The organism is Curtobacterium sp. MCBA15_004 (assembly GCF_001865055.2).
Lineage (GTDB): Bacteria > Actinomycetota > Actinomycetes > Actinomycetales > Microbacteriaceae > Curtobacterium.
Window position 1 is genome coordinate 2242393 of the sequence record NZ_CP126266.1, and the last position, 24360, is coordinate 2266752.

Here is a 24360-nt window from a genome sequence, read left to right on the forward strand (position 1 = left end):
GCGTGTCAGCGGCCGGTGCGTGCGGCGAGGGCCTCGGCGACCACGGTCGGCACGTACGGCGTGACGTCCCCGCCGAGCGAGGAGACCTGGCGGATGAGGGAGCTCGACACGTGCGCCCGCGACGCCTCGGGCAGCAGGAACACCGTCTCGACGTCGGCCAGGTGCCGGTTCATGATCGCCATCGGCGTCTCGTACGCCACGTCGTCGCCCGACCGCACGCCCTTCACCAGCACGCCGGCCCCCACCTGTCGGCAGTAGTCGACGAGCAGGCCCGCGGTCCACTCCCCCACGCGGACCGAGTCGGGGATCCCCGTCTCGGCGAAGGAGTCGCGGATGAGCCGCACGCGGTCGGCCGCGTCGAACATCGCCGGCTGCTTGTCGGGGTTGTGGACCACGAGCACGTGCACCTCGTCGAAGAGCCGGGCGGCCCGACCGATGACGTCGAGGTGCCCGAGGGTCACGGGGTCGAAGGAACCGGGGACGACCGCGATCTGCGCCATGACCGCCACGCTACCGGCCGACGGGCTCAGTTCTTGCCGAGGAAGGCCGCGTCGGACTCGTCGAGGCGTCGGGCGAGCGCCTCGCGCAGGGCGGGGTGGTGCTCCAGTCGGGGGTCCGGCTCGAGGACGCGCTCGGCTTCCTCGCGCGCGTCGACGATGAGGTCGGCGTGCTCGACCACGCGCAGAAGGTTGAGCGACGACCGGCCGCCGGACTGCCGCTCGCCGAGCACGTCGCCCTCGCGGCGGAGCTCGAGGTCGACCCGGGCGAGCTCGAACCCGTCGTCCGACGCGGCGACGGCGTCGACGCGTTCGCGGGCGGTCGTCTCGGCCTCGGCCGTGGTGACGAGCAGGCAGACGCCCGCGTACTGGCCGCGCCCGATGCGCCCGCGGAGCTGGTGGAGCTGCGAGACCCCGAACCGATCGGCGTCGAGCACCGCCATCATCGACGCGTTCGGCACGTCGACACCGACCTCGATGACGGTCGTGGCGACGAGGACGTCGACGTCGCCCGCCGCGAAGGAGGTCATCACGCGGTCCTTCTCGTCGGCGGTCATCCGACCGTGCAGGACCTCGATCCGGCGGTCACGGAGCACGGGCATCGCCCGCATCCGCTCGGCGGTCGCGAGCACGGTCGCCGGTGCCCGCTTCGGGGTGTCGTCCTCGGGGTCGGGCTCGCCGTCGTCCTCGGTGTGGGCTTCGTCGATCGCGGGGCAGACCACGAACGCCTGCCGGCCCGCCGCGAGCTCCTCGGCCATCCGGGTCCAGATGCGCGACTCCCAGCCGGGGTGCTCGGCGAGGCCGACCGCGAAGGTCTCGACCCCTGCACGACCGGACGGCAGACCGGTGATCGTGGAGACGTCGAGGTCGCCGAACACCGTCATCGCCACCGTACGCGGGATCGGCGTCGCGGTGAGCACGAGCACGTGCGGCGGCGTGGTGCCCTTCGTGCGGAGGGCCTCGCGTTGCTCGACGCCGAACCGGTGCTGCTCGTCGACGACCACGAGGCCCAGCTCGGCGAAGTCCACGCGGTCGCCGAGCAGCGCGTGCGTCCCGACGACGAGGCGCGAGCTGCCCGATGCCGCGGCGAGCAGTGCCCGGCGTCGCTCGTCGGTGGACTGCGAGCCGGTGAGGATGACCGGCCGGAGCTCCGCGGCGAGGTCCGGCCCGAGGAACTTCACGATCGAGCGCAGGTGCTGGGCGGCGAGCACCTCGGTCGGGGCGATGAGCGCCGACTGGCCGCCCGACTCGGCCACGGTGAGCATCGCCCGGATCGCCACGAGGGTCTTGCCGGACCCGACCTCGCCCTGGACGAGCCGGTGCATCGGCCAGTCTCCCGCGAGGTCGTGGGCGATCTCGGCGCCGACCGCCTGCTGGTCGTCGGTCAGGGTGAACGGCAACGTCGCGTCGAACCGCTCGAGGATGCCGCCCGGCTCGGCGCGGCGCGGGGTGGCGGCGGTCGCCCGTGCCGCGATCCGCCGCTGGACGAGGGCGGTCTGCAGGACGAACGCCTCGCGGTAGCGCAGCGCGTCCTGCGCCCGCTTGAAGTCGGCGACCTTCTCGGGGCGGTGCAGCAGCTCGAGGGCGCGACGGAACGGGACGAGGTCGAGCCGGGTCCGCACCGACGCCGGGATCGGGTCGGGCACGTCGGGCAGGGTGTCGAGCACGACCGCGATCGCCTTGGCGATCTGCCACGAGGTCAGCGACGCCGTCGCGGGGTAGATCGGGATCGGCTGGCGGGACCACCTGATGGCTTCGTCGTCGAGCGGGTCGGCATCGGCGCGCGGGTCGTCGCGGTCGAACAGCTCGTAGTCGGGGTGGGCGAGCTGCCGGGCACCGCGGTAGTCGCCGACCTTGCCGGCGAAGATGCCGCGGGCGCCGGGCACGAGGTCCTTCGTCCGCCACCCCTGGTTGAAGAACGTGAGCGTGAGGATGCCCGACCCGTCGCCGATCTTCGCTTCGAGGATGGAGCCGCGGCGGGCGCGCATGGTGCGTTCGCGGACGTCGATGACCTCGGCGACGATCGTCACGGACTCGCCGATCGCGAGCGAGTCCAGCGCCGTCAGCGCCCCGCGTTCGGCGTACCGGCGGGGCGCGTGCTCGAGGAACTCGCCCACCGTGCGGTACCCGAAGGCCTTCTCGATCGCGCTGGCCGTCCGACCGCCGAGCACGCCGCTGAGGCGTGCGTCGAGGGGCGCCGGACCGAGGTCGGGTGCGGCGGCCGGTGCGGGGGTCGCGGAGGTGGGCACGCGACCACGGTACCCGGCGCGTCCGACGCGCCACGTGCCTCCCGGCCGTCCTGTGGAGGAGCGCGGGACGCACGCCGGCCGACCGACCCGGCGGGCGTCGGAGCGGGGCCCGGCGGCGACGGGACGGCCGCTACGGTGGCTGCATGACCCGCATCATCGCCGGCGCCGCCGGTTCCACGACGCTCCGTGTGCCGAAGTCCGGCACCCGACCGACGAGCGACCGGGTGCGCGAGGCGCTCTTCTCGTCGCTGGAGGCACGTGGCCTGGTGGACGACGCCGCGGTCGCGGACCTGTACGCGGGGACCGGGGCGCTCGGCCTCGAGGCGGCGTCGCGCGGTGCCGTCGAGGTCGTCCTGGTCGACCGGGCGTCGGCGGCGGCGCAGGCCTGCCGGGCGAACGCGCGGGCCGTGCAGCAGCGCGTGCCGGGCGTGCGCATCGACGTGCACCCGCAGCCCGCGCTCGGGTTCCTGCGCGGCACCGTGCGGACGTTCGACCTGGTGTTCATCGACCCGCCGTACGACGTCACGGAGCACGAGATCGCCGAGGTCCTCGAGGCCCTGGTGCCGCGCCTGACCGCGGGTGCGGTCGTCGTGGTGGAGCGGAGCAAGCGGTCGCCCGAGCCGGCGTGGCCCGCGGGGCTCGCGCCGTTCAGCAAGCGGAGCTACGGCGAGACGGTGGCGTGGGAGGCCGTGACGCCGAGCTGAGGGGTGCGGGTGGCCCGGGCCGCCGCGGCTGGCGTCGCGGAGTGGTGTGCGTCGTCGACGTCGTGCGACACTGCCGCTGTCGTGCGACGACCACGGTGACGCACCATGCGCACGCACCGGTTGCGCGGTGGAACGTGCGACATCACCGCTGTCGGACGACCGCCGCGATGTCGCTCGACAGCGACGCCCGGGCGGGCCGCCGCGGGTCAGCCGGCGGCGCCGTCCCAGTCGGCGTAGGGGTCCCAGCCGGTGGTCGGGACGGGCGCGCCCCCGCGGACGAGGTCGTGCGCGCCCCGCTCGAGCACCGCTCCGACCCGCCGGAAGCCCCCCGGGAGCGCCGTGCCGGCGGGGAACGTCGCCAGGAGTCCGTGGTCCTCGCCGCCGTGCAGCGCGGCGCCGTCCGGCACCGCGTCCACGTCGAACGCGAGGGTGACCCCGCTCGCCCGGGCGAGGCGTCCGGCGTCGATCGCGAGGCCGTCGCTGAGGTCGAGCATCGCCGTCGCCCCGGCCCGCGCGGCTGCCGGTCCGTCGCCGATCGGCGGGACGGGTCGGCGCTGCCGGCCGACGTCCGGATCGGAGTCCGCGCCGCTCGACACCGTCGCGGCCCGGGACGGTTCGCCGTGTGCGTCGACGCCGTCACGGAACAACCGGGCGAGGCCGCGCGCCGCACGACCGAGCTCGCCGGACACCGCGAGGACGTCGCCGGGGCGCGCGCCCGAACGGAGCACCGGCCCGGTGCCGCCCGGGTCGCCGAACGCGGTGACCGAGACGGTGAAGGTGGCCGACGTGCTGAGGTCGCCACCGACGACGCCGCAGCCGGGCGCGAGTGCGTCGACGGCCGCGCGGACCCCGTCGGCGAAGGACTCGAGGACGGCCACCGGGGTGTCCTGCGGCGCGGCGAGGGCGATCACGAGCCCGGTGGGCACCGCGCCCATCGCGGCGACGTCGGAGAGGTTCGTCGCGGCGGCCTTCCAGCCGACGTCCTCGGGCGACGACCACGCCCAGCGGAAGTCCGGGCCGTGCACCATCATGTCGGTCGTCACGACGAACCGGCCGTCGGGGGCCACGACGACCGCGCAGTCGTCGCCGGGGCCGAGCTCGGGCGTCCCCGCGGGCAGGCGTCGGACGATGCGGTCGAGGACCGCTAGCTCGCCGGCCTCGCCCACGGTCGGTCCGGTCCAGGGGTCCTGCGTCGCGTCCACACCAGAACGGTAGCCGCCCGGCCCGGAACCGAACCACGGACGACGGCCGCCCGGCCCGGGACCGACCCGCGGACGACGGCCGCCAGGCCCGGAGCCGACGCGCGGACGGTACCCTTGACGGCGATGGACACCGTGCGCCGCCCCCTCCGCTGGACCGCGATCACGGGCGTGCTCCTCGCCCTCGCCACCGGCCTCACCGGCTGCACGAACGCCGTCGCCATGTCGCCCGCACCGTCCGCCGACGACGCCGCGTGCGCCGCCGTGCAGGTCCGGCTGCCGGCCACGGTCGACACGAAGTACGCGCTCCGCGAGACGACCGCCCAGTCCACCGCTGCCTGGGGCGACCCCGAGGCCGCCGTCTACCACTGCGGTGTCGCCGTGCCGACCGTCTCCGACCTGCCGTGCTTCGCCCTGAGCGGGGTGGACTGGATCCGGGACGACCGCGGGGCGCAGATCGTCTACACGACGTTCGGCCGGTCCCCCGCGGTGCAGGTCGTCATCGACACGAAGCGCACCACCTCGCAGGTGGTGCAGGACCTCACCGACGCCGTGTCCACGCTGCCGAAGGACGGGCACGAGTGCCTCGACCCGTCACAGGTGCAGGGCTGACGGCCCACCACCGGACGGGCCGCACCGGTCGGGTCAGCGGACCGCCGCGCGCCCCAGCTCGATGAGCTCGGTGACGAGCTCGGCGTAGGACACCCCGGACGCCGCCCAGCACCGCGGGTACATCGACAGCGGGGTGAACCCGGGCATGGTGTTGACCTCGTTGACGACGAACCCGTCGTCGGTCAGGAAGCAGTCGACGCGCGCGAGGCCGGCACCACCGATGGCCTCGAACGCGCGGGCGCCGATCGACCGGATGCCGTCGGTCTCGTCGTCGGTGAGCGGCGCCGGGCAGAGCAGGGCCTCGTCGCCGCCGAGGTACTTCGACGCGAAGTCGTAGAAGCCGTCCTCCGCCACGACGATCTCGCCGGGGAGGCTCGTGCGCGGGACGCCGTCACGGCCCTCGAGCACGGCGACCTCGACCTCGCGGCCGACCACCCGCGGCTCGACGATGACCTTCGAGTCGTGCTCGAACGCCAGGTCCATCGCGGCGCCGAGCTGCGACGGCTCGTCGACACGGGACACACCCATGCTCGACCCGGCCCGCGCCGGCTTCACGAAGAGCGGCCACCCGTGCGCCGCGACCGTCTCGGCGACGTCGACCGGGTCGGCGGCCCACTCGCGGCGCAGCACCGTGGTCCAGGGGGCGACCCGGAGCCCGGCGTGCTCGAGCACGGCCTTCGCGGTGTGCTTGTCCATCGCCAGGGCGCTCGCGAGCACGCCGTCGCCGACGTACGGCAGCCCGGCGATCTCGAGGAGCCCCTGGATCGTGCCGTCCTCGCCGAACGGCCCGTGCAGGATCGGGAAGACCACGTCGACCGCGATGGTCGTGACGGTGCCGTCCGGGTGCGACACGACCAGCTCGTTCGTCGCGGGCGAGGTCGGGAACGCCACCCGGGTGCCGTTGTCGGGCACGGTCGGCAGGACACCGTCCCGCAGCGCCCACTGCGCCGGGTCGTCGGTCTGCAGCGTGAAGGCACCCTCCGCGGTGATCCCGATCGGCACGACGTCGTACGCCGAGCGGTCGACGACGTCCATGATCCCGCCGGCGGTCACGCAGCTGATCTCGTGCTCACTGGACCGACCGCCGAAGAGCACGGCGACGGTGGTGGGCGCGGGAGCGATCGTGGGCATGGCAGTCACCTTGCTGGTCGGGACCGGACCCGTCACTCGCCCTGTGGCTCGTCGGTCTCGGTGAGGTGCGGCGCGATGTTGCGCGGATCGAGCCTACCGGCGAGGACCTCGGCCACCTGCCCCACGATGGGCATGTCGACCCCGTTCGCGGCCGCGAGCTCGAGGATCGGCGCGACCGAGGCCAGGCCCTCGGCGGTCTGGTTCATCTGCCGCACGACCTCGTCGAACCGGTACCCCTGGCCGAGCAGCCGCCCGGCGGTGTTGTTCCGCGACAGCGGCGACTGGCACGTGGCGATGAGGTCGCCCAGCCCGGCGAGCCCGGACAGCGTCGACGGCTGCGCCCCGAGCGACACCGCGAAGTCGGTCATCTCGGCGAGCCCCCGCGTGATGATCGAGGCCTTCGTGTTCTCGCCGTAGCCGACGCCGTCGACGATGCCGATCGCCACGGCGATGAGGTTCTTGAGGACCCCGCCGAACTCGGTGCCGATCACGTCGGTGTTCGTGAAGGAGCGGAAGTACGGGTTCGTGGCGACCGCGGCGACGGCGGTCGCGGTGTCGATCGACGTCGACGACACGACCGCGGCGGTGGGCTGCCGACGGGCGATCTCGAGCGCCAGGTTCGGGCCGCTGGCGACGGCGATGCGGTCACGGTCGATGCCGAGGCCCTCGTGCAGGACCTCGCTCATCCGCAGGCCGGTCGCCTTCTCGACGCCCTTCATGAGGCTGACGACCGGCACGCCGTCGCCGAGCAACGGCGCGATCGCGGACAGGTTCGACCGGAGCGACTGCGACGGCACCGAGACGTACACCTGCTCGGCGCCGTCGAGCACCGCGGCGAGGGACGTCGACGCGGTGAGCGTGCGCGGCAGGTTGATGCCCGGCAGGTACTCGGAGTTGCGCTTCGTCTCGGTGATCTCGCGGGCAACCTCGGGTCGGCGCGCCCACAGCACGGTGGAGGCACCGCCCTCGGCGAGCACCTTCGCGAACGTGGTGCCCCAGCTGCCGGCACCGATCACGGCGACGCGCGGCTTGTCGGTCGACTGCATCACCACCCGGATGGCGGCGGTGTCCACCGCGCCGCGTGCGGCGACCGAGGGGTCGGCGTGGTCGTCGTGGGGTCGGAGGTCACTCAAACCGGCCCGTCTCCTTCTGGTTGTTCGCGGCGGGGTCCCACCGCGTCGCGGGTGCGGGCTCGCCGCGGAGCTCCTCGAGCAGCTCGGTGATCCGCTGCATGACGAGGTCGGTCGCCTCGAGCAGCATCTTCTGGTCGAGCGGACGCCCCCGGTAGGCGGAGAGGTCGACCGGGTCGCCGACGATCACGTCGACCCGGGACGGCGGGAACAGCCGGAGCTTCTTGGAGTACCGCGCCATGATGTTCTGGGTGCCCCAGTGGGCCATCGGGATGAGCGGCACGTCGTTCTCGAGCGCGATCCGCACCGCGCCGGTCTTGCCCCGCATCGGCCACAGGTCGGGGTCGCGCGTGAGCGTGCCCTCGGGGTAGACGATGATCGCGCCGCCCTGCTCGACGAGCGACCGGCCGCCGCCGAGCGGGTCGCTCAGGCGCGTGCGGCCCGAGCGCTCGACGGGGATCTGGCCCATGCCGGCCATGAGCTTGCCGACGACCGGGACCCGGAAGATCGACGCCTTCGCGAGGAACCGCGGCGCGCGACGGGACAGCCAGACGGCCGTGCCCACCACGAGCGGGTCGATGTTCGTGAAGTGGTTCGGTGCGAGCACGAAGGCGCCGCCCTCGGGCAGCCGCTTCGACCCGTGCCAGTGGTAGCGCGCGGTGAAGCGGAAGACCGGGATGACGACCGACGCGGTGATGCGGAACGCGGTGTTCAGCTCGCCCTTGCGCCACCGGCGCCCCGGCGTGGGCAGACCGGTCGTGACCGGCGAGGCGGACGCGCCCCGCGCCTCCAGGCCGTCACCGGGACCCTGCGACGAACGCGACACGGGTCTAGCCCGCGAAGTCGAAGTCGGCCCCGAGCTTGCGCAGCTTCGGGATGAAGTGCTCGTAGCCGCGGCTGATGATGCCGACGTTGGTGATGTGCGACTCGCCCTCGGCGGTCAGCGCCGCGATGAGGTGGCTGAAGCCGCCGCGCAGGTCGGGCACCCGGACGTTCGCGGCGTGCAGCGTGGTCGGGCCGGTGATGACCGCGGCCTGCTCGAACGGGCGACGGGCGACGCGACGGTCGTGACCGGGCAGCCCCTCCTTGTGGACGACGATGTCGGCGCCCATCTCGTTGAGCGCGTCGGTGAAGCCGAAGCGGTTCTCGTACACGGTCTCGTGCACGACGCTCGTGCCCTCGGCCTGGGTGAGCGCCACGACGAGCGGCTGCTGCCAGTCGGTCATGAAGCCGGGGTGGACGTCGGTCTCGACGACGACCGGGCGCAGGACCTCGCGCTCGCGGTAGAAGCGGATGCCGTCCTCCTGGATGTCGAACCCGCCGCCGACCTTGCGGAAGACGTTGAGGAACGTCATGAGGTCCTGCTGGTCGGCGCCCTCGACGAAGATGTCGCCGTTCGTGGCGAGCGCGGCGGACGCCCAGCTCGCGGCCTCGTTGCGGTCGTTGATCGCGCGGTGCGTGTAGCCGCGGAGCGACTCGACGCCCTCGATGAAGATCGTGCGGCTCGGCTCGACCGTGACGATCGCGCCCATCTTCTGCAGGATCGCGATGAGGTCCATGATCTCGGGCTCGATCGCCGCGTTGCGCAGCTCGGTGACGCCCTCGGCGAGGACCGACGAGAGCAGGACCTGCTCGGTCGCGCCGACGCTCGGGTACGGCAGCTCGATCTTCGCGCCCTTGAGCCCGTCCGGTGCGGTCAGGTGGATGCCGTTGACCTGCTTGTCGACGACCGCGCCCATCGCGCGGAGGGCGTCGAGGTGGAAGTCGATCGGACGGTCGCCGATGCGGCAGCCGCCGAGGTCGGGGATGAACGCCTCGCCGAGCTTGTGCAGCAGCGGGCCGCAGAACAGGATCGGGATGCGGCTCGAGCCGGCGTGTGCGTCGATCTCGGCGAAGTGCGCCGACTCGACGTTGGCCGGGTCGAGGATGAGCTCGCCTCGTGCAGGGTCGGTGATGCGCACGCCGTGCACCTCGAGCAGGCCGCGGACGACCTTGACGTCGGAGATGTCCGGCACGTCCTTGAGGATCGACGGGGTGTCACCGAGCAGCGACGCGACCATCGCCTTGGTCGCGAGGTTCTTCGCGCCACGGACCTCGATCCGACCCACGAGCGGCTTGCCGCCCCGGATCACGATCTCGTCCGACTTGAGCCCGACGCGGGCTCCTGCGGCTGCTGCGTCCTGTACGAGAGAGTTCACTACTTCACCGGCAATGTCTTCGGCCGCCATCGGGAGCGGCGGGATTCGAACTCCGTGATCGAGGACTCGTCACGGAGGGTGAGCCCGATGTCGTCGAGCCCTTCCATCAACCGCCAACGAGTGTAGGCGTCGATCTCGAAGGGCACGTCCACCGCGCCGATCGACACGCGCTGGGTGACCAGGTCGACCGTCGCCTCGATCCCCGGCGTGGCGGCGATCTCGGCCCAGATCCGCTCCACGTCGGGCTCGGTCACGATCGCCGTGACGAGTCCCTGCTTGCCGGCGTTGCCCTTGAAGATGTCCGCGAAACGGGGTGAGACCACGACCTGGAAGCCGAAGTCACGGAGCGCCCAGACGGCGTGCTCGCGGCTCGACCCGGTGCCGAAGTCGGGCCCGGCGACGAGGACCTTCGCGCCCTGGAAGGCCGGCTGGTTGAGCACGAAGTCGGGGTCCTGGCGCCACCCGGAGAACAGGGCGTCCTCGAAGCCGGTCTTCGTGACGCGCTTGAGGTAGACCGCGGGGATGATCTGGTCGGTGTCGACGTTCGAGCGCTGCAGGGGTGCGGCGATCCCGGTGACGGTGACGGTGGAGATCTTGTCCATCAGTTGACTCCTTCGGCGCGTGCGGCGGTCTCGGCATCGGTAACGGACGCCAGGGCGTCGTCGGTCTCCAGGTCCCACGGGCTGGAGAGGGTCCCGCGCACCGCGGTCGCGGCGGCGACGAGCGGCGACACGAGGTGGGTGCGGCCGCCCTTGCCCTGGCGGCCCTCGAAGTTCCGGTTCGAGGTGCTCGCGCACCGCTCCCCCGGTGCGAGCTGGTCGGGGTTCATGCCGAGGCACATCGAGCAGCCGGCGAACCGCCACTCGGCGCCGAAGTCCGTGAACACGCGGTCCAGCCCCTCGGCCTCGGCCTCGAGCCGCACCCGGGCGGACCCCGGCACGACCATCACGCGGACGCCGTCGGCCTTCTTCCGGCCCCGGATCACCGACGCGAAGGCGCGAAGGTCCTCGATGCGGGAGTTCGTGCACGAGCCCATGAACACGGCGTCGACGGCGATGTCCTTCATCGGCGTGCCGGCGGCCAGGTCCATGTACTCGAGCGCGCGCCGGGCGGCGGCCTGGTCGTTCGGGTCGCTGTAGTCGTCGGGCGAGGGCACCGACTCGGACAGCGAGACGCCCTGGCCGGGGTTCGTGCCCCAGGTGACGAACGGCTCGAGCTCGTCGGCGTCGATGAACACCTCGGCGTCGAAGACCGCGTCGTCGTCGGTCGCCAGGGTGTCCCAGTAGGCGACGGCGTCGTCCCAGTCCTGGCCCGTCGGGGCGTGGTCGCGGCCCTGGACGTAGTCGTAGGTGGTCTGGTCCGGGGCGACCATGCCGGCGCGGGCACCGGCCTCGATCGACATGTTGCAGATGGTCATGCGGCCCTCCATCGAGAGCGCCCGGATCGCCGACCCGCGGTACTCGAGCACGTAGCCCTGCCCGCCGCCGGTGCCGATCTTCGCGATGACCGCCAGGATGATGTCCTTCGCCGTGACCCCGGGACGCAGGGTGCCCTCGACCGTGATCGCCATCGTCTTGAAGGGTTTGAGCGGCAGGGTCTGCGTGGCGAGGACGTGCTCGACCTCGGAGGTGCCGATGCCGAACGCCATCGCGCCGAACGCCCCGTGGGTGCTCGTGTGCGAGTCGCCGCAGACGACCGTGATGCCGGGCATGGTCAGGCCGAGCTGCGGGCCGACCACGTGGACGATGCCCTGCTCCTCGTCGCCCAGCGAGTGCAGGCGGACCCCGAACTCCGCGCAGTTGCGGCGCAGGGTCTCGATCTGGGTGCGGCTCGTCGGGTCGGCGATCGGACGGTCGATCGCGAGGGTCGGCGTGTTGTGGTCCTCGGTCGCGATCGTCAGGTCGAGGCGTCGGACCGGGCGGCCGGCCTGGCGCAGCCCGTCGAAGGCCTGCGGACTCGTGACCTCGTGCACGAGGTGGAGGTCGATGTAGAGGAGGTCCGGGTTCCCGTCCTCGCCCTTGACCACGACGTGGTCGTCCCACACCTTCTCGGCGAGCGTCTTTCCCATCGGCCCGGCCCTTCCTCGTCGACGTCCGTCGCGGCGTCCGCCGCTCGGTGGGGCGAGTGTAGCAGCTTGGTATACCAAGGCGGGTCGGGCGGGAGGCGGGGTGTCGGGCCGCCACGCGCGCTGGGCCCGGTGGGTGGCGGACGGGAGGCGCGGGTCGGCCGCGCCGCGCGCCTCCGGGCCCGGTGGGTGGCGGACGGGAGGCGCGGGTCGGCCCCGCCACGCGCCTCCCGGCCCGGTGGGTGGCAGACGGGAGGCTCGGGTCGGCCCCGCCGCGCGCCTCCGGGCCCGGCCCACTGGGCCGTCCGTCGCGTCGCGCGGTGTTCCCGCGCAACGGGGAGCACCCCGCACCACGTCGTTCCGTGGCTCGACGTGCTCCCGGTGGTGCGAGAGCCCGTCGGGCGACACCTGTCGCGGTGGGATGATGGACGCGACATGACGACGCCTGCGCACTCGACCCGGACCACCAACCTCGAGGGCGCAGCCCGCGCCGCGATCGCCGGCGGCGTGCCGCTCGCACTGCTCATCGCGCTCGGGATGCCCGGGTACGCGGCCTTCGCGATGTTCGCCGGGTTCACCGCGATCTTCGGGGCGACCGAGCCCTACCGGCAGCGCATGGTGACGACGGGTGTCGCGGGTGCCCTGCAGGCGGCGTGCATGGCGGCGGGCCTGGCGGTGTCGCTGTCGGGCGGTGCGCTCTGGCTGCAGGCGGTCGGGCTCGTGGTCGTCCTCGTGGTCGCGATCGGCACCCTGAGCACGCTGCAGACGATCCCCGCGCAGCCGATCTTCCCGGTGTTCGCGTTCTGCGTCTCGGCGCTCGTGCCGGTCCGGCCCGCCGACCTGCCGCTCGTCGCGACGATCATCGTCTGCTCGGTCGCCTGGGCGTGGCTCGTCGCGATGTCGGGCGCGGTGGTCCGGTTCGTGCTGCACCCGCACGCGCCGCACGTGTTCCGGCCGATCGCGCCGCGCAAGCACCGGACCACCGCCGTGCTGCGGACCGCGGCGCTGTGGGAGACCGTCGCGCTCAACGTCGTCGGGGCGCTCGTCGCCGGGGCGCTCGCCGAGGCGGTCACCGGGCTCGGGCACCCCTACTGGGCGGTGATCGCGGTGGTGTCGACCCTCCCGGCGATCCGGCAGCGGCACACCGTCGCGCGTGCGGCCCAGCGTGTCGTCGGCACGGTCGGCGGCACCGTGGTGGCCGTCGGCATCCTGCTGCTCGAGCCCTCGGCCTGGTGGATCGTCGTGATCGCGGTCGTCGGGCAGTTCTTCGCGGAGATCTTCGTCGCGCGGCACTACGCCGTGACGCTGCTGTTCCTCACGCCGCTCGCGCTCGCGGTGTCGTGGCTGAGCCTGCCGGAGGCGCCGGAGCTGCTCGCGCTCGACCGGATCGCGCAGACGACGCTCGGTGCGGTCGTGAGCGTGGCGCTGCTCGTCGTCGGGCGTGCGGTGGAGCGGCGGCGGGGCCGGGCGCTCGGTGCGACGAGCGCGATCCGCACGGTCTGACGCGGCGCGCCGCGTCAGGACACGGTCTGACGGGGTGCGGCGGTGCGGCGGTGCGGCGGTGCGGCGGTGCGGCGGTGGTGCGGCGCGCCGCACCACCGCGAGCACGTCGCGCCGCGGGATCACGTGGCGCGACGTGACCCGCGTTGTGCGGGAGCACGTCGCACCAGCGGGTGTCAGTCGCGCGGGGCGATGTTCCAGGAGTCGATCACCGGGCGGCCGTGCTCGTAGCCGAGCGAGCTGATCGTCGCGGTGCCGAGCTTGAGCACGGCGCCGTCCTGCGGGGCGAGCCGGATCCAGGCGGCACCGAGTGCGCGGAGCACGTGCCCGTGGGCGACCACGATCGCGTCGTCGCCCTCGGCGAGCACCGGACGGACGCGGTTCAGGACCCGCTCGACGCGGACGCGGACCTCGGCGGCGTTCTCCCCCGGGGTGTCACCGGCGGGCACGCCGTCGGTCCAGAGGTCCCACGGCCCGTGCCGCTGCACCTTGATCTGCGGGGTGGTGAGTCCCTCGTACGCGCCGTAGTCCCACTCGTACAGGTCCTCGTCGAGCTCGGGGTCGACGCCGACGAGCCGCGCGGTCTCGCGGGCGCGCTGCAGCGGGCTGGACAGGGCGAGCGCGAACTCCCGGTCGGCGAGGTACCGGCCCGCGCGTTCCGCCTGCTCGACGCCGTGGTCGGTGAGCGGGATGTCGGTGCGACCGGTGTGCTGACCGCTCTTCGACCACTCCGTCTCTCCGTGGCGGACGAGGACGAGTTCGCCGGGGCGTTCCGAGGTCATGTGTTCCTTCCGAGGGTGAGGCCGAGCGCGGCGGCGCCGACCGAGACGACGAGCATCCCGAGGCCGTTCAGCACGGCGGCACCGGTCCTCCCGGACCGGAACAGCTGGACGGTCTCGGTGCTCGCCGTCGAGAACGTCGTGTAGCCCCCCATCATGCCCGTCCCGAGGACGGCGACCGCGGAGGGGCCGAGCGTCCCGGCCTCGCCGAGCCCGGTGACGACGCCGAGGACGAACGACCCGGTCACGTTGATGACGAGGGTGCCGAGCGGGAACCAGGCGGCGGCGGTCCGGGCGGTGCGGCCCTTCACGGCGCCGTCGAGCCAGAACCGCAGCGCGGCCCCGACCCCACCGCCGAGGGAGACCAGCAGGAGGGCGAGCGGGGTCATCGCGGCCCCGCCGTCCGGGCACGCGCCGCCCCGCGGCGGCCGGCGAGCCAGGCACCGAGGGCAGCGGCGAGGAGCCCGGCGACCACCGAGAGGAGCGCGTACCCGCTGCCCGCACCCCACCGGCCGACGTCGAGCAGTCGCGCGGTGTCGTCCGCGAGCGTGGAGTAGGTCGTGAAGCCCCCGAGGACGCCGGTGCCGACGAACAGGCGCACGGTCCGGCGCCGTCCCTCGTCGGGCCCGCGGAGCGCGAGCGTCCCGAGCAGCACGCCGAGGCAGAACGCCCCGACGACGTTGATCGCGAAGACCGTCCAGCTGATCCCGTCGACCGCGGGGAACCCCGCGGCGAGCGCCGCCCGGACGCCGGTGCCGATCGCGCCGCCGAGTGCGACGAGGCCGAGGAACCGCCAGCTGCGGTGCGGTGGGCGGAGGGTGTCGGTGGTCACCCCGCCAGCCTGACACAGCGGGTCTGCCGGGTCGGCTGCCACCGCCCGGCGGGCCCGCTCGGTGTACGGACCCTCAGCGTGCGATCGGGTTCGGCATCCGCCCGACGCGCACGAGCGACTCGGTCTGCGCGGACAGGTCGACCATCTGCAGGGTGTTCCGGAGCTGGAGCCGGTTCAGGCAGGAGTGCTCGAAGTCCGGCGCGCGCAGGTCGATCGCACGCGTGCGTCCCGCCGCCGCGTCGTCCACGCACGCCCCGACGAGCCGCCAGAACGCCGCCGCCGGCAGCACCCCGTCCTCGTCGAGGATCGCCGCGAGGTACCGGAGCACGCCGTCGAACACGTCGGTGTGGATGCCGAGTGCGGCCTCGGCGTCGTCGACCGGGTGCACTATCCGCTCGGTGCCGGCCGGGACGGGGACGTCGCCGACGACCACGACCTCCTCGCCGATGTCCTTCACGAACGCGCGGGAGACCACGCCGTCCCGCAGCACGAGCACGAGGTTCTCGCCGTGCGGCATGAACAGCAGCTCGTGCTCGGTGAGGCAGTGCACGACGGGGCGGAGGTAGGCGTCGAGGTACCGCCGCACCCAGGTCGCGGCGTCGAGCCCGGACCGCGCGACGAGTGCGGCGGCGACCGACCGTCCCCGCGCGTCGCGGTGCAGGAGGGCGGCCATGGTGATCGGCCGCTCCCCCGGCGTCAGGCGCGGCACGGGGCTCTCGCGCCAGAGCGCGGCGAGCATCTTCCGCTGCGGGGACGCGACGTCCACCCGGTGGTACGCGTCGCCGGTGTACCCGACGGCGGCGTGCTCGCGGAGCACCCCGAACCCGGCGGCGACGAGCACCGGGTCCGTCGCGACCAGGCCTGCCACCCAGTCGTTCACCGCCGGGGTGCTCCGCATGTACGCGGGCGACATCCCGCGCAGGAAGCCCATGTTCTGCACGGCGAGCGCCGTCTTCACGTACGAGCGGTCCGGGTGGGTGCGGTTGAACGCGGTGCGGATCGACTGCTGCGGCTGGTGCTCGTCCGGGCCCTCGCCGAGGTCGACGAGGTCCTGCCGCCCGAGGTCCGGCGCGAACGTCACGGCGATCCGGTGCTGCCACTGCCACGGGTGCACCGGGATCCAGGTGTACGCGTCGGGGTCGAGACCGCGGCGCTCCAGGGTCGCGCGGAACCCGGCCACGGTGGCGGGGTCGAGCTCGGCGGCCCAGTGCTCCGGTTCCGTCCGGTCCGCGGCGAGCGCCAGGTGCGTGTGCTCCCGGCGGGCGGCGAGCCACCGGTAGCGGAACCGGCCGCCGGACTCCGGCGCGTACGCCCGGTACTCGTCGAGGCCGAAGCCGATCCGCCCGTTCGCGGCGACGAAGGCCGGGTGTCCCTCGGTCATCGCGGCCTCGGCGTCCTGGAACGCGGCGACGACGTCGCCGTCGGACCGGCCCCGCGCGAGCTGCGCGGCGGAGGGGCCGCCCCGCCGGTGCTTGGCTGCGGCGCTCGCGAGCGTCGACGCGACCTCCTCGAGGTACGTGCCGAGCAGCTCGTCGGGGATGCCGAGCACCTCGTGCAGCGCGAGCACGAAGGCCTGCGCGTCGAGCGGCAGCGGCTCGGCCGCGGCACCCGCCCCCGCTCGGGTCCGGGTGAGGGACGCCTCGTCGAGCACCCAGTGCTCGAGGGCGTGCACCCGCGCCCGGAACCGGTACGTCGAGTCCCCCGCGTCGAGCACCCACGCGTCGCCGTCGGCCCGCGGGGTGACGAGCCGCTCGTGCGTGAACTCCGCGATCGCCTTCGCGACGAGGTGCCGCTCGGCGGGCTCGAGGTGCTCCGGCCGGAGGTGCGCGGCGGGCCCGTCGTCGTCCGGGGTGCCGATCCGGTCGGTGTCGAGCACCGAGAGCAGCGCGCGTTTCCCGTCGACGTCGACCACGCGGAGCGCACGGAACCCGACCTCGGCGTTCTTGCGCTGCACCGCCGTGTTCCGCACGTCCGGTTCCACGACGACCCGGCGGGCGCCGAGGGCGTCACGGCAGTGCTCGACGACCGCCCACATCACCCGGCTCGTGAGCCCGTGCACGCGCCCGTCGACGGGTGGTGGGGCGACGAGCAGGTGCATGCCGACGTCCCCCGGCTCGGCGTCCCACACGTCGGTCAGCAGCACGGCCGACGGGTCGTAGGTCTCCGCGTAGGCGATCGGTGCGTCGTCCGACCGGACGATCCACCCGGCCTGCGCCGGGTCCTCCTGCACGGCGCGGAGGGACGCGCGGACCGCGTCGACGTCGCGGTCGGTCATCCCCCACCAGGAGGACGCCGGGTCCGCGAGCCACGCGTGCACGAGTGCGGCGTCCCGTCCCGGGTCCACCGGCACGACGGACGGGAGGCCCGTGGCCGCGTCCGCCGATGCGGCCGTCGTCCCCGGGGCGCTCACGCCGACACCCCCGTGTGCTGCCCGGCGCGGGCACCGGTGGCGCTCGCCGCCGTCGGTTCGTCCGCCGTCGGGTCGTCCGTGGCCGGGCCGGCCGCCGTCGCGGGCGGTGCGTCCGGGGCCGGCCCCGTCGGGTCGGGAGCCGGCCGCCCACCGGGCAGGCCGAACTCCTGGAAGGCGATCCGTTCCTCCAGGCCGTACACGGCGCGCCCCGTGACGGACCGGATGATCGACGCGTTCCGCCACGCGCCCATCCCGAGGTCGGGTGCGGTCAGGCCGTGCGTGTGCTCCTCCGCGTTCTGCACCCAGATGCGGCCGCCGAGGGTGTCGACGTGCAGGTCGCGGGCCACCGCGAGCCGACCGCGCTCGTCCCGGGCGACGAGGTGCTCGACGGGGGCGAGGAAGTCGGGCGTGCGCGGCCGGTACCCGGTCGCGAGGACGAGGCGGGCGACCTCGTGCTCGGCCTCGGTGCCGAGCTGCGCGTGCCGGAGCGTCAGGCGGAACCGGTCGCGGTCGGGCATCCAGGTGGCGGCGACGACGCTCGTGTCGGTGCGGAGCGTCGTGGGGACGGGACCGGTCGCGCTGGTGCGGTAGAGCGTGTCGTAGATCGTGTCGACGAGGTCGGCGCTGATGCCCTTGTACAGGCCGCGCTGCTCGCGACCGAGACGGTCCCGGACGGGTCCGGGCAGCCCGTGGAAGTGGTCGGTGTACTCCGGGCTCGTCATCTCGAGCGTGAGCTTGGTGTCCTCCATCGGGAAGAACCGCGGCGAGCGGGTGATCCAGTCGAGGCGGTACCCGCCGTCGCGGATGCCCTCGAGGAGGTCGCGGTACACCTCGGCGGCGGACTGCCCGCTGCCGACGACGGCGATCGAGTCGGCGCGACGGAGGTCCTCGCGCGCGGGGAGGTAGCCCGCGGAGTGCACCACCGGGCCGTCCAGACCGCGGAGGGCCTCGGGGACGGCGGGCTCGGTGCCGATGCCGGTGACGACGTGCCGGGCACGGTAGGTCTCGGGTCCGTCCGTGGTCTCGGCGAGCACCGTGAACAGGTCGGTGTCCGGGTCGTGCTCGACCGCCACGACCCGGCGGCCCCAGCGGAGGGTGTCGAGCTGCTCGGCGGCCCACCGGCAGTAGGCGTCGTACTCGCGGCGCAGGGGGTGGAAGTCCTCGCGGATGTAGAACGGGTAGAGCCTCCCGGTGGCCTTGAGCCAGGCGAGGAACGACCAGCGCGAGGTCGGGTCGGCCATCGTCACGAGGTCCGCCAGGAAGGGCACCTGGATCGTGGCGTCGTCGAGCATCATGCCGTGGTGCCAGGCGAAGCCGTCGGCCTGGTCGAGGAACACCGCGTCGAGGTCGTCGATCGGGTCGGTCAGGCACGCGAGCCCGAGGTTGAACGGGCCGATGCCGATGCCGACGAGGTCGTGGACGGGTGTGCCGGTCGTCGTGGGGCTGGTGGTGCTGGTGCTGGTGGTCATCGGATCGCTCCCGTCGTCTCGGTGGTGTGCGCGGTGCGCTCGCCGCGGTCGGCGTGCGTCCGCCCGGCGTGCAGTCGCGCGGCGGTCGCCACGACGTGGTCGAGTGCCGCGACGACCTGCTCGACGCTCGTGGCGGGGTTGAGCAGCGTGAGCTTGTCGCACGGTCGGCCGTCGACGACGGTCTTCGCGACGAGCACCCGCCCCTCGGCGAGCAGCGCGGCGCGGAGCGGAGCGACGAGGGCGTCCGCCTCGGCGTCGGACACGCCCTCCGGCTGCCACCGGAACAGCACCGTGCTGAGCTGCGTCGGTGCGACGAGCACCAGGTCCGGGTGCCGTCGCACGTGCTCGTGCACCTGCTCGGCGACGTCGATCACGGTGTCGAACGCCCGCCCGATCGCCGCGGCGCCGCTCGCCCGGAGCGTCGCCCAGAGCTTCAGCGCGTCGAAGCGCCGCGTGGTCTGCAGCGACTTGTCGACCTGGTTCGGCTCGTCGGCGTCCTCGGGGTTGAGGTAGTCGGCGTGCCAGGCCGCGCGACGGAGGTCCGCCGGGTCCCGCACGAGCAACGCGCTCGAGGACACCGGTTGGAAGAACGACTTGTGGAAGTCGGCGGTCACGCTCCGCGCGCGCTCGATGCCGTCGAGCAGGTGTCGGCGCGTCGGGGACACGAGCAGGCCGCACCCGTAGGCGGCGTCGACGTGCAGCCAGACGTCCTCGAGGTCGCAGACGTCGGCGATCGGCCCGAGCGGGTCGATGCAACCGCGGTCGGTGGTGCCGGCGGTGGCGACGACCGCCGTCGGCACCCGACCCTCGCGTCGGACGGCGGCGATCGCGTGTGCCAGGGCGTCGGGCTGCATCCGTCCCGCGCCGTCGGTGGCGACGTCGACGACGGCCCGTTCGGGCAGGCCGAGCACCATCGCGGACTTGCGGACGCTGAAGTGGCTCGACGCGCTGGCGAACACGACGAGGTCGTCGAGCGCCGGTCCGCCCTGCGGTGCGGTCGCGGTCGCCGCCTGCCTGGCCAGCAGCAGCGCGTGCAGGTTCGACTGCGACCCGCCGGAGGTGAAGACGCCGTCCCCGGCGGGGAACCCGATCGTCTCGGTCGCCCACCGGACGACGCGGCGCTCGATCTCGGTGCCGATGCGCGACTGGTCCCAGGTGTCGACGGAGGGGTTCACGGCGGCGAGCACGGCCTCGGCGGCGACCGCGGGCAGGGCCACCGGGCAGTTGAGGTGGGCGAGGTACCCCGGTTGGTGGAACCAGACGGCCTCGGCGCTGAAGAGTCGGTCGACCTCCGCGACGGCGGCGTCGGCGGTCCCGAGCGGGACGTCCAGGTCGACGGCGTCGACACGGTCCCGCAGCGTCGCCGCCGGGGTGTCGGTCGTGGGGGTCCCGACGGTGGCGAAGCGCTCGGCGGTGCGGGTGACGGCGTCGCCGACGACCTCCCGGTAGCGCTCGGCGGTGCCGGCGTCGAGGATCTCGAGCAGTGATGACGTGGTGCTGTTCACGTTAGGTGAGGCTAACCTAACTGCCCTGCTCGCGGTACCTCGGATGGGGGGAAGAACGATCGGTCCACGCGGGATGTCCCCCGGGCGCGGCTACGCTCGGGGTCGTGTCCAGCGCCCCGCACTCCGCGACCGTGGCGGTCATCGGGGCCGGTCAGGCGGGGTTGTCGGCCGCGCACCACCTGCTCCAGCGCGGGTTCACGCCGGTCACCGGCGGGGGTGAGGGCGAGGGCAAGGGCAAGGGCAAGGGCGACCCGACCGGCTCCGGCCGCACCGTGGTCGTGCTCGACGCCGACCGGCAGCCCGGCGGAGCCTGGCAGCACCGCTGGGCGTCCCTGCGGATGCGCACCGTGAACGGGATCTTCGACCTGCCGGGCATGCCGCTGCCCCCGATCGACCCCGAGGAGCCGAGCCGCACCGCCGTGCCGCGCTACTTCGCCGCGTACGAACAGCACGAGCACCTGCCCGTGCTCCGCCCCGTCCGGGTGACGGCCGTGCGCTCGCTCGACGGGGACGAGGAGCGGGCCCACACCGGCACGCCGACCGATCCCGGGGAGCCGACCAGCCCCGACGCCGCGGTCATCCGCGCCGACCCGGGCGCCACGCCCCCGATGCCCCCACTCCTGGTCGAGACCGACCACGGCGACTGGAGGGTGCGCGCGGTCGTCAACGCCACCGGCACCTGGAACACCCCGATCGTGCCGCGGGTCCCCGGTGCCGAGGACTTCCTCGGCGAGCAGCTGCACAGCCGCGACCACGTCGACGCCGAGCGCTTCCGCGGCCGTCGCGTCGCGATCGTCGGTGGCGGCATCTCGGCGGTGCAGCTCCTCGAGGAGATCAGCCGCGTCACCGACACGGTCTGGTACACCCGCCGCGAGCCGGTGTTCCTGTCCGGGGCGTTCGTGCACGAGACCGACGGCGTCGACGTCGAGCGCCGGGTCGCCGCGGACGTCGCTGCCGGGCGGCCCCCGGGCAGCATCGTGTCGTACACCGGGCTGCTCTGGACCGAGTACGCCCGAGCCGCCCGTGACCGCGGCGTCCTCAAGCGCCGACCGATGTTCACCGCGATGCGCCCGCACGGGGTCGTCGAGGAGGACGGCTCGTCCACCTCTGTCGACGTCGTCCTGTGGGCGACCGGGTACCGCGCCGACCTCGACCACCTCGCGCCGCTCGGCCTGCGCGGGCCGCTCGGCGGCATCCCGATGGTCGGCACCCGGGTCGCCGCCGACCCCCGCGTGCACCTGATCGGGTACGGGCCGTCGCAGTCGACGATCGGCGCGAACCGCGCGGGACGCGCGGCCGCCCGCGAGGTCGCGCGGTTCCTCGGGGAGGCGCCCGTCCCGTCGTCGACGTGACCACGGCCGGACAGGAGGCGCGTCGATGAGGCGCCCGTCCCGTCGTCGACGTGACCCCGGCCGGACGGGAGGCGCGGGGCGGGCCCGCCCCGCGCCTCCCGTCCGGCGTCCGCGCGCCGCGCGCCGCGCGCCAGACCGTCATCGTGAGCGGCGGCAGCGGTCGGTCGGTGTCCGCCACCTGCGTCATGCGCGCCGCGAGCCTGCGGAGCGGCGTCGACAGCAGGACCGCGTCCGCGACCCACCGGGCGGCCACGCCGACCCGGCTGCGCGGGTAGGCGAACCGGACCGAGCCGTCCGGGATGCCCTGGACCGCGTCGACGAGCGGGCGCATCCAGTCGTCGAACGCCGCGAGGGCCCGGTCGAGCGCTGCGCGGTCGAGGTGTCCCGGTCCGTCCGGAGCGGCGCCCTCCACGGCGTCGGCGGGCGAGGCCGCGAGCACGTACCCGCTCGTCAGCTCGAGTGAGGCTCCACCGCCTCCCATCGGCGTGACGCACCACGCGGCGTCCCCGATCACCGCGACCCGTCCGCGGCGCCAGGACGGCATCCGGATCTGCGTGAGCTGGTCGACGTACAGGTCCTCGGTGTCGGCGAAGGCGTCGAGCACGCGCGCGGTCTCCCAGCCGACGCCCTCGTACCGGCGGGTGAGCGCCGCGACGACGTCCGGACGGTCCTTGCCGACCAGGTCGTCGCGTCCGGCGTAGGCGAGGACGGCCCGGGTCGTGCCGTACGGGTCCGGGCGGAGGTGCACCTGACGCTCGCCGACGGCCGTGTACCAGCGCCAGCGGTCGTCGTCGGAGGCGGTGCGTGGGATCGTGCCGAACGCCATGGTCACGCCGAGGTCGCGCGGGTCCACGTCATCCGGGCTCGTCGACCGCCTCGAGGCGGCCGGGCACGTCACACGACATCGTGAGAGCACCGACCGACGCCGGGTCACGCTCCGCACGACCGAGGCCGCCCAGCGGGCGAACGCGGCGTTCCTCGGGTTCGCCGGGCGGGAGATCGCCGGGTCGCTCCGTGCGGCACCGTCGGAGGAGACCCGGGCGGCGCTGGCCTTCCTCGACCGGATGACCGCGGCGGCGACCACGGCGAACGCGCGGCTGGCCCGGCGCGCGCGGACGGGCGGCTGAGCGCAGCGCGCCCGGGCGCCCTCCCGCGGCGAGCCCGTCGATGGAGCAGGAACTGTCGGGTCGCGCCCGGCGATCCGACATCGACTGCTCCGTCCGCCGAGCCACGCCCGGGTGCGGGCGCTGAGCGGAGAGCGACGCCCGCCCCTGGACGGAGCAGGAACTGTCGGGTCGGGCCCGGCCATCCGACGTCGACTGCTCCATCCGCGGGGCGGCGGCCGCGCGCGGGTACGGGTGTGCGTGCGTGCGGACACGGGCCCGGGCCCGGAACGACGAAACCCCCGGCGAGCGGGAGCTCGTCGGGGGTGTCGGTGTGGTGACCCCAGCGGGATTCGAACCCGCGTTACCGCCGTGAGAGGGCGACGTACTAGGCCGCTGTACGATGGGGCCGTGGTTCCGTCGAGACGGAGCACACGTGTTGTCGGACTCGGAGGAAAGCCACCGTGGTGACCCCAGCGGGATTCGAACCCGCGTTACCGCCGTGAGAGGGCGACGTACTAGGCCGCTGTACGATGGGGCCGTTCCGACAACCCGATAAGTATGGCACAGCAGCAGCAGACTGCCAAAACGGGGCGTGTCGCCCGGGTGTGCCGCGCTCGAGGTGCGCCGCGGGGCGGACGCGGGGCGTGCCTCCAGGCCGTCCCGACGTCAGATCGTGAGCGACTCGCCGGGCCGGAGCACCACCAGGTCCCCGCCGTCGCCGAGGGCCTCGCGCTGGCGGTCGACGTGCATGCCGAAGCCGACCTCGGAGAGGGTCGCCTCGTGCACCGGGTAGGCCCGGCGCGGTGCGACGGCGGCGATCCAGTCCATCATCTCGGCGACCTTGAGCCACGGTGCACCGACGGGCGCGGCGAGCACCTCGACCGGGACCCCCGGCACCGTGTACGCGTCGCCGGGGTGGAAGAGCCGACCGCCGACGAGGACGCCGGTGTTGTCGACGACCGGCACCGAGGCGTGGATGACGTTGTGCCGCGCGCCGTGGAAGTCGAGCGTGAACGGGCCGACCGTGCGGTGGTCGCCGTCCGTGACGACCTCGACCGGGATGCCCGCGTCCGCGAGCGCGTCGGCGACCCCGGCCGGGCCGAGGACGACGGCGCCCGGGTTCGCGCGGAGGATGCGGTGGAGCTGCTCGGGCGTGACGTGGTCGGGGTGCTCGTGGGTGACGACGACGGCGACCACGCCGGTGGCGTCGACCGGCCGCGTGAGTCCGCCGGGGTCGAGGACGAGCCGGGCCTCGCCGTCGGTGACGACCTGGCAGGCGTGTTCGAGCTTGGTGACCTCCATGCGGGCGACCCTACGCGCGGGGGCCGGCGGGCGGGGTCGCCGGACGCGCCCGGTGCGGGCCGCGGGCCGGCCGGCCGGACGCGCCCGGCGGCGGCCGCGGGCGGGCCGGCCGGACGCGCCCGGCGGCGGCCGCGGGCCGGCCGGCCGGACGCGCCCGGTGCGGGCCGGTCGGACGCGCCCGGTGTGCGCCGCACAACGGGGAGCACGTCGCACCACGGATTCCCGTGGCGCGACGTGCTCTCCCTTGTTCGCGAGCACGCCGCACCGCGACGCGCCACCCGGGCGGCCGCGCCACCGGGGCGGACGCGCCACCCGGGGCG

Annotated in this window: 21 protein-coding genes and 2 tRNA genes; 5 read left to right on the forward strand and 18 right to left on the reverse strand. The window is 74.1% G+C overall.

What is annotated here, in order from left to right:
* Nucleotides 1-5: 5 nt before the first annotated feature.
* A complete protein-coding gene (gene coaD, locus QOL16_RS10445) occupies nt 6-500 on the reverse strand; it encodes a pantetheine-phosphate adenylyltransferase (protein WP_065962734.1) in 495 nt (164 codons plus the stop codon).
* Nucleotides 501-526: 26 nt separating this feature from the next.
* Nucleotides 527-2746: an ATP-dependent DNA helicase RecG gene (locus tag QOL16_RS10450; protein ID WP_071284091.1), complete on the reverse strand. Its 2220-nt coding sequence runs from the start codon at nt 2744-2746 to the stop codon at nt 527-529.
* 143 nt (nt 2747-2889) lie between these two features.
* Here QOL16_RS10450 and QOL16_RS10455 point away from each other — a divergent pair, with 143 nt between their 5' ends.
* Nucleotides 2890-3450, forward strand: coding sequence for an RsmD family RNA methyltransferase (locus tag QOL16_RS10455; RefSeq protein ID WP_065962728.1), 561 nt, complete (start codon nt 2890-2892; stop codon nt 3448-3450).
* Nucleotides 3451-3656: 206 nt separating this feature from the next.
* Here the strand turns inward: QOL16_RS10455 and thiL are convergent, their stop codons facing one another.
* Nucleotides 3657-4652, reverse strand: a complete 996-nt coding sequence (thiL, locus tag QOL16_RS10460) for a thiamine-phosphate kinase (RefSeq protein ID WP_071284095.1) — start codon at nt 4650-4652, stop codon at nt 3657-3659.
* 123 nt (nt 4653-4775) lie between these two features.
* On the opposite strand from thiL, the gene QOL16_RS10465 reads away from it, so the two are divergent.
* Nucleotides 4776-5261 (forward strand): DUF3515 family protein, encoded by a 486-nt coding sequence (locus tag QOL16_RS10465; RefSeq protein ID WP_071284098.1) that lies wholly within the window; start codon nt 4776-4778, stop codon nt 5259-5261.
* Nucleotides 5262-5294: 33 nt separating this feature from the next.
* Here the strand turns inward: QOL16_RS10465 and QOL16_RS10470 are convergent, their stop codons facing one another.
* The 6 genes from QOL16_RS10470 to leuC all read right to left on the reverse strand — a co-directional run bounded on the left by QOL16_RS10470 (nt 5295) and on the right by leuC (nt 11788).
* Nucleotides 5295-6392, reverse strand: coding sequence for a D-alanine--D-alanine ligase family protein (locus QOL16_RS10470; protein WP_065962744.1), 1098 nt, complete (start codon nt 6390-6392; stop codon nt 5295-5297).
* 32 nt (nt 6393-6424) lie between these two features.
* Complete coding sequence (locus QOL16_RS10475; RefSeq protein WP_065962741.1) at nt 6425-7438, reverse strand: NAD(P)H-dependent glycerol-3-phosphate dehydrogenase; 1014 nt, start codon at nt 7436-7438, stop codon at nt 6425-6427.
* A gap of 79 nt (nt 7439-7517) precedes the next feature.
* Nucleotides 7518-8348 carry a 1-acyl-sn-glycerol-3-phosphate acyltransferase gene (locus QOL16_RS10480; protein ID WP_139266374.1) on the reverse strand — a complete coding sequence of 277 codons (831 nt, stop codon included), beginning with the start codon at nt 8346-8348 and terminating at the stop codon, nt 7518-7520.
* Nucleotides 8349-8352: 4 nt separating this feature from the next.
* Nucleotides 8353-9720, reverse strand: coding sequence for a UDP-N-acetylglucosamine 1-carboxyvinyltransferase (gene murA, locus QOL16_RS10485; protein ID WP_065962723.1), 1368 nt, complete (start codon nt 9718-9720; stop codon nt 8353-8355).
* Complete coding sequence (gene leuD, locus QOL16_RS10490) at nt 9720-10322, reverse strand: 3-isopropylmalate dehydratase small subunit (RefSeq protein ID WP_071284101.1); 603 nt, start codon at nt 10320-10322, stop codon at nt 9720-9722. The genes murA and leuD overlap by 1 nt, the downstream gene beginning before the upstream one ends.
* A complete protein-coding gene (gene leuC, locus QOL16_RS10495) occupies nt 10322-11788 on the reverse strand; it encodes a 3-isopropylmalate dehydratase large subunit (RefSeq protein ID WP_065962720.1) in 1467 nt (488 codons plus the stop codon). Before leuC ends, leuD begins: the two co-directional genes overlap by 1 nt.
* 432 nt (nt 11789-12220) lie before the next feature.
* On the opposite strand from leuC, the gene QOL16_RS10500 reads away from it, so the two are divergent.
* Complete coding sequence (locus QOL16_RS10500) at nt 12221-13288, forward strand: FUSC family protein (RefSeq protein WP_071284105.1); 1068 nt, start codon at nt 12221-12223, stop codon at nt 13286-13288.
* A gap of 173 nt (nt 13289-13461) precedes the next feature.
* Here the strand turns inward: QOL16_RS10500 and QOL16_RS10505 are convergent, their stop codons facing one another.
* From QOL16_RS10505 to QOL16_RS10530, 6 genes are all read right to left on the reverse strand, one after another.
* Entirely contained in the window at nt 13462-14067 is a 606-nt protein-coding gene (locus QOL16_RS10505; RefSeq protein WP_065962715.1) for a histidine phosphatase family protein, read from the reverse strand.
* A complete protein-coding gene (crcB, locus tag QOL16_RS10510; RefSeq protein ID WP_071284108.1) occupies nt 14064-14453 on the reverse strand; it encodes a fluoride efflux transporter CrcB in 390 nt (129 codons plus the stop codon). Before crcB ends, QOL16_RS10505 begins: the two co-directional genes overlap by 4 nt.
* Nucleotides 14450-14896: a CrcB family protein gene (locus QOL16_RS10515; RefSeq protein ID WP_065962710.1), complete on the reverse strand. Its 447-nt coding sequence runs from the start codon at nt 14894-14896 to the stop codon at nt 14450-14452. Before QOL16_RS10515 ends, crcB begins: the two co-directional genes overlap by 4 nt.
* Before the next feature lie 73 nt (nt 14897-14969).
* Nucleotides 14970-17306, reverse strand: a complete 2337-nt coding sequence (locus QOL16_RS10520; RefSeq protein ID WP_071284111.1) for a GNAT family N-acetyltransferase — start codon at nt 17304-17306, stop codon at nt 14970-14972.
* Entirely contained in the window at nt 17303-18775 is a 1473-nt protein-coding gene (locus QOL16_RS10525; RefSeq protein WP_083394992.1) for a lysine N(6)-hydroxylase/L-ornithine N(5)-oxygenase family protein, read from the reverse strand. Before QOL16_RS10525 ends, QOL16_RS10520 begins: the two co-directional genes overlap by 4 nt.
* Complete coding sequence (locus QOL16_RS10530; RefSeq protein WP_254780227.1) at nt 18772-20280, reverse strand: pyridoxal-dependent decarboxylase; 1509 nt, start codon at nt 20278-20280, stop codon at nt 18772-18774. The genes QOL16_RS10525 and QOL16_RS10530 overlap by 4 nt, the downstream gene beginning before the upstream one ends.
* Nucleotides 20281-20384: 104 nt before the next feature.
* Between QOL16_RS10530 and QOL16_RS10535 the strand changes: the two genes are divergently transcribed.
* Both QOL16_RS10535 and QOL16_RS10540 read left to right on the forward strand, forming a co-directional pair.
* Nucleotides 20385-21632: an NAD(P)-binding domain-containing protein gene (locus QOL16_RS10535; protein ID WP_071284114.1), complete on the forward strand. Its 1248-nt coding sequence runs from the start codon at nt 20385-20387 to the stop codon at nt 21630-21632.
* An 824-nt stretch (nt 21633-22456) separates the two neighbouring features.
* Nucleotides 22457-22759: a MarR family winged helix-turn-helix transcriptional regulator gene (locus QOL16_RS10540; protein ID WP_175473077.1), complete on the forward strand. Its 303-nt coding sequence runs from the start codon at nt 22457-22459 to the stop codon at nt 22757-22759.
* 311 nt (nt 22760-23070) lie between these two features.
* On the opposite strand, the gene QOL16_RS10545 is transcribed toward QOL16_RS10540, so the two are convergent.
* From QOL16_RS10545 to QOL16_RS10555, 3 genes are all read right to left on the reverse strand, one after another.
* Nucleotides 23071-23146, reverse strand: a tRNA-Glu gene (locus QOL16_RS10545).
* 54 nt (nt 23147-23200) lie between these two features.
* Nucleotides 23201-23276, reverse strand: a tRNA-Glu gene (locus QOL16_RS10550).
* A gap of 128 nt (nt 23277-23404) precedes the next feature.
* Nucleotides 23405-24040, reverse strand: coding sequence for an MBL fold metallo-hydrolase (locus QOL16_RS10555; RefSeq protein WP_071285858.1), 636 nt, complete (start codon nt 24038-24040; stop codon nt 23405-23407).
* Between the last annotated feature and the right edge of the window lie 320 nt (nt 24041-24360).